The 5115-nt window shown below is 75.1% G+C and carries 4 protein-coding genes and 1 tRNA gene; 3 read left to right on the top strand and 2 right to left on the bottom strand.

Going from position 1 to position 5115, the window contains the following annotated elements:
* The first annotated feature begins 1000 nt into the window (after window positions 1-1000).
* A tRNA-Met gene (locus ABD158_RS18655) sits at window positions 1001-1077 on the top strand.
* A 62-nt stretch (window positions 1078-1139) separates the two neighbouring features.
* Here ABD158_RS18655 and ABD158_RS18650 read toward each other — a convergent pair.
* The gene (locus tag ABD158_RS18650) at window positions 1140-1898 is read right to left on the bottom strand and encodes an SDR family NAD(P)-dependent oxidoreductase (RefSeq protein WP_344009408.1); all 759 of its coding nucleotides are present in this window, start codon (window positions 1896-1898) and stop codon (window positions 1140-1142) included.
* 72 nt (window positions 1899-1970) lie between these two features.
* Window positions 1971-2978 carry an acetamidase/formamidase family protein gene (locus ABD158_RS18645; RefSeq protein WP_344009406.1) on the bottom strand — a complete coding sequence of 336 codons (1008 nt, stop codon included), beginning with the start codon at window positions 2976-2978 and terminating at the stop codon, window positions 1971-1973.
* A 73-nt stretch (window positions 2979-3051) separates the two neighbouring features.
* Here ABD158_RS18645 and mmuM point away from each other — a divergent pair, with 73 nt between their 5' ends.
* Together mmuM and ABD158_RS18635 are read left to right on the top strand one after the other, a co-directional pair.
* Entirely contained in the window at window positions 3052-3951 is a 900-nt protein-coding gene (gene mmuM / locus ABD158_RS18640; RefSeq protein WP_344009404.1) for a homocysteine S-methyltransferase, read from the top strand.
* Window positions 3952-3959: 8 nt separating this feature from the next.
* The coding region (locus tag ABD158_RS18635) for a YibE/F family protein (RefSeq protein ID WP_344009402.1) at window positions 3960-5115 on the top strand (1156 nt) is incomplete at its 3' end.

Genomic DNA, 5115 nt, shown 5'->3' with positions numbered 1-5115 from the left:
GCGTCGTGCGGCGTCGTCGTCGTTCCGGCGGTCGAGCAACCCGCGAGCCCGTCCTCCAGACCGCCCGGTCCAGGACGGAACACCGGAGGTCAAGGTGCGAGGAGCCACAGGCCCCACCGGAGGTCGAGGCGCGGGAGCCACGAGACCCGCACCGGAGGTCGAGGTGTGAGGAGCCCCGGGCACACCCACCGGAGGTCGAGGTGCGAGGAGCCTTGGCGACGAGCCACGAGACCCCCCGCAGGTCGGGCTCCCGGGTCACGGGGTCTCGTGGCTCCGCGCCTCGTTCCTCGGCACGTCGCGCCTCGACCTCCGGGTCCACCCACCGGAGGTCGAGGTGTGAGGAGCCCTGGCGACGAGCCACGAGACCGCGCAGGCCGAGCGTCCGGGTCTCGTGGCTCCGCGCCTCGTTCCTCGGCACGTCGCGCCTCGACCTCCGGGACCACGAGCGGAGGTCGAGGTGTGAGGAAGGCCCGGGTCCACCCACCGGAGGTCGAGGTGCGAGAAGGCCCGGGTCCACCCACCGGAGGTCGAGGTGCGAGAAGCCCCGGGTCCACCCACCGGAGGTCGAGGTGCGAGGAGCCCTGGCGACGAGCCACGAGACCGCGCGGCCCGAGCGCTGAAGTCACGGGGTCTCGTGGCTCCGCGCCTCGTTCCTCGGCACGTCGCGCCTCGACCTCCGGGACCATCGAGCGGAGGTCGAGGTGTGAGGAAGGCCCGGGTCCACCCACCGGAGGTCGAGGTGCGAGAAGCCCCGGGTCCACCCACCGGAGGTCGAGGTGCGAGGAGCCCTGGCGACGAGCCACGAGACCCCCGCAGGTCGAGCTCCTGGGTCACGGGTCTCGTGGCTCCGCGCCTCGTTCCTCGGCACGTCGCGCCTCGACCTCCGAGTCCACGCCGGTGCCACCGGGCGACACCGACGGCCCACGCACGGCGTCGGGAGGGCCGGGAGGGACCCGATTTGAGTCCGGCGGGAGAGGTGCCGTAATGTTCTGTTCACCGACGCGGGGTGGAGCAGCTCGGTAGCTCGCTGGGCTCATAACCCAGAGGTCGCAGGTTCAAATCCTGCCCCCGCTACCACTCGGAGAAGGACCTCGGCCCCCGGGCCGAGGTCCTTCTTCAGTCTCCGGGCCCTCCGGCCCTCAGAGCTGGATGCCCCGGGTCAGGGCGCCGTCGACGACGAGGTTGGTGCCGCTGATGCGGCGCGCCGCGCGGCTGGCGAGGAACACCACGGGCGCCGCGACCTCCTCGGGGGTGCCCATCTGGCCGGTGGGGTTGAGGCCCAGCGCCGAGGAGTAGAGGTCGGGGTCGCCGGACTCGATGCCGGCCCAGACGCCGCCCTCGAAGTAGGTGTTGCCGGGGGAGACCGTGTTGGCGCGGATGCCCTTCTCGGCCAGCTGGAGCGCGAGGCCGTGGACGTAGCCGATGATCGCGGTCTTCGCGGTGCCGTAGGGGCCCGAGGCGAAGTCGGACTCCCGGCCCGACACGCTCGAGACCGCGATGATCGACGCGGACGCGCTGGCCTCGAGGTGGGGCATCGCGGCCCGCACCAGGCGCACGGTGTGCATGACGTCGACGTTGAGGCTCGCCTGCCAGCTCTCCTCGGTGTCGGGGATGGCGAGCGCACTGACGTTGGCGACCACGGTGTCGAGCCCGCCGAGGTCCGCGGCGCTCCGCTCGACCCAGGCCGCGAGGGCCGCGGCGTCGCCCACGTCGACGCTCGTGCCGCGCACGGTGCCGCGGGCGGCGAGCGCCTCCTCGACCGACCGCACCTCGGCGGCGTCGCGGGCGCAGAAGCCGACGTGGGCGCCCTCGTCGAGGAACGCCTCGACGATCGCGCGGCCGATGCCGCGGGTGCCGCCGGTGACGAGGACGCGGGTGCCGCTGAGCTGGAGGTCCATGGGGAGCCTTTCGTGGGGGAGGGTGCCGGGCGGGGGCCCGGCCGAGGGTGCCGGGAGGACGGGCGGGGTGGCTCAGAGGGAACCGAGGCTGCGGGCGCGGGCGCGGAGCTCCGCGTGGATCCCGTCGTACGGCGCCACGGTGGGCAGCAGGGCGGTCGCGGCCTTGACGACCACGCTGTAGTTGGCGTCGACGACGTTGGCGATCGGGGCCAGCGTCACCTGGGAGAGCAGCTGGTAGGCGTCCATGACGTGCAGGCCGGAGAGGTCGGCCACCCAGCCGACCAGGTCGGCGTTCGCGATCCGCCAGGAGTCCTCCATCGGCCGGCTGGAGCCGATGCTCATCAGGTGGGTGTCGTCCTCGATGCGGGGCCAGGCGGGCGCGCCCCCCTTGACGAGCTCCACGATCAGGGTGGTCGTCATCGCGCCCTCGACCGCGGTGCCGCAGGCCTCGCCCTCGCCCTGCCGGTAGTGCCCGTCGCCGATCGAGAACATCGCCCCCTCGACGTTGACGCCGAGGAACGCCGTCGCCCCGGCCCGCATCTCGGGGGTGTCGGTGTTGCCGCCGAAGCGCTCGGGCACCAGCGAGGAGCGCACCTCGCCGCCGGCGGGGGCGACGCCGACCGTGCCGAGCATCGGGTCGACCGGCAGCTCGACGCGGTGCTCGGAGTGACGGGCGGCGAAGGTGACGGTGCCGCGCTCGCGCTCCAGCTCGTAGATCCAGGTGGTGTCGGGCAGCGGCTCCTGGAGGGTGACGGTCCGGTCGGTGCCGGTCATCCCGCCGAAGAAGGGGATGGCCGCCGAGGCGCCCCAGTCGCGGGCCGGCTCGAGCGCCACCAGGTGCAGCACGAGGGTGTCGCCGGGCTCGGCGCCCTCGACGTAGAAGGGGCCCGACTGCGGGTTGACGAAGCGCAGGTCGACCTTCGCGCTCGACAGGTCGTCGACGGTGCGCAGCGCCCCGCCGAAGGCGTCGTCGGACCAGATCCTCAGCACCGACCCGGGGCGCACCCGCATCATCGGGGCCGCGCCGCCGAAGGTGTAGGTGTACTGGTCGCGGGTGGGCACGTACTCGATGACGTCCATCGTCGGACGCTACCGCGGCGCGGGACCCCACGGCGGGAGGCGTCCGGGCAGGACGGGCGGGCAGGATGGGCGGGTGCCACCGCCTCTCGCCGACGTCCTCACCGCCCGTCCCGTCGTGCTGGACGGGGGCCTCGCGACGCTGCTCGAGCGCCGCGGCCACGACCTCGCCTCCGCGCTGTGGTCCGCGCGGCTGCTGCGGGACGACCCGGGGGCTCTCGAGGCCGCGCACGCGGAGTTCTTCGCCGCGGGCGCCGAGGTCGCCATCACCGCGTCGTACCAGGCCTCCTTCGAGGGGTTCGCCGCGCTCGGGCTCGACGCCGACGCCGCGGCGTCGCTGATGCGGCGCAGCGTCGAGGTCGCGGTGGCCGCACGCGACGCCGTCGCGCCCGACGGCTGGGTCGCCGCCTCGGTCGGGCCGTACGGCGCCGTCCTGGCCGACGGCTCGGAGTACCGCGGCGACTACGACCTCGACGTCGCCGGGCTCCGCGCCTTCCACCGGCCCCGGCTCGAGGTGCTGGCCGCCGCCGGCGCCGACGTGCTGGCGGTCGAGACCGTGCCGTGCCTGGCCGAGGTCGAGGCGGTGCTCGCCGAGCTCGACGGGCTCGGCCACCCGGCCTGGCTCTCGCTGAGCGCGGACGGCGACCGGACCCGGGCCGGCGAGCCGCTCGCCGAGGCCTTCGCGATGGCCGCCGACGTCGCCGAGGTCGTCGCGGTCGGGGTCAACTGCACCGCCCCCGGCGACGTCGCCGCCGCCGTGCCGCTCGCGGCCGCGCAGCGCCCGGCGGTCGTCTACCCCAACAGCGGTCAGACCTGGGACGCCGCGGCCCGCGCGTGGACGGGGACCTCCGCGTTCGCCCCCGAGGACGTCCGCGGCTGGGTCGACGCCGGCGCCCGGCTGGTCGGCGGCTGCTGCCGCGTCGGCCCCGAGGACGTCGCGGCGCTCCGGGCCGCCCTCGCCCCGACGGCCGGCTGAGGCCCGCGATGGGAGGCAGCCACGGGCACGCCCACGGCACCGACGGCACCCGCGCGCCGGAGTCGCGCCGCACCCGCCGGCTCGCCCTGCTGGTCGTGGTGCCGCTCGCCGTCCTCACCCTCGTCGCGCTCGCGGTGCTGTGGCCGCGCGACGCGGTCCCGGACAGCGGCGGCCAGGCGGCGCAGGAGCTGGACGCGACGGTGACCGCGATCGCCCGCGAGGCATGCCCCGCCGAGCTCGACGACGACGTCAACGGCTGCGGCACGGCGACGATCGAGCTCGCGGAGCAGCCGGCCCAGGGCGAGCGGGAGGTCGAGGTGCCGCTGCCCAACGGCTCCGGCGCCCCGGAGCTCGACGAGGGCGACGCGGTCGTCGTGACCGTCGCCGACACCCCCGACGGCCCGGCGTACTCGGTCGTGGACCACCAGCGCTCGACCGGGCTGCTCGTGGTGGCGGTCGCCTTCGCCCTCGCCATGGTCGCGTTCGGGCGCTGGCGCGGCCTAGCGGCGCTGGTGGGCCTGGTGGTCACGTTCGGGGTGCTGCTGCTGTTCGTGGTGCCGGCGATCCTGACCGGCTCCCCGCCGCTGCTGGTCGCCGTCGTCGGCGCCGCGGCGATCGCGCTGTCCGTGCTCTACCTGACCCACGGGTTCACGCTGACCACCACCGTCGCGCTGCTGGGCACCCTGGTCAGCCTCGCGCTCACCGGCGCCCTCGCGGCCGGGGTCACCGCCGCCCTGCACCTGACCGGCGTCACCGACGACATCTCCGGCTCCGTCGACATGACCTACGACGTCGACATGGCCGGGCTGCTGGTGGCCAGCATCATCATCGGCTCGCTCGGCGTGCTCGACGACGTCACCGTGACCCAGGCGGAGACCGTCGCCGAGCTCGCGGCCGCCGACCCGTCCTCGGGCTTCGGGCGGCTCTACCGCTCCGCCTCGCGCGTGGGCCGCGCCCACATCGCCTCGGTCGTCAACACGATCGTGCTGGCGTACGCCGGGTCGTCGCTGCCGCTGCTCCTGCTCATCGCCGCGGACAACGACTCGTTCGTCGGAGTCGTGTCGACCCAGCTCGTCGCCCAGGAGGTCGTGCGCAGCATCGTGGCCACCCTCGGCCTGGTCGCCGCCGTGCCGCTCGCCACCGCGCTCCCCGCCGCGGCGGCCG

Origin of the sequence: Nocardioides lentus, assembly GCF_039529515.1 — a bacterium.
In the GTDB taxonomy this organism is placed as follows: Bacteria; Actinomycetota; Actinomycetes; order Propionibacteriales; family Nocardioidaceae; genus Nocardioides; species Nocardioides lentus.
Note: the sequence above shows the minus strand (reverse complement) of the source record. Positions and strands in the feature narration are given on the sequence as shown.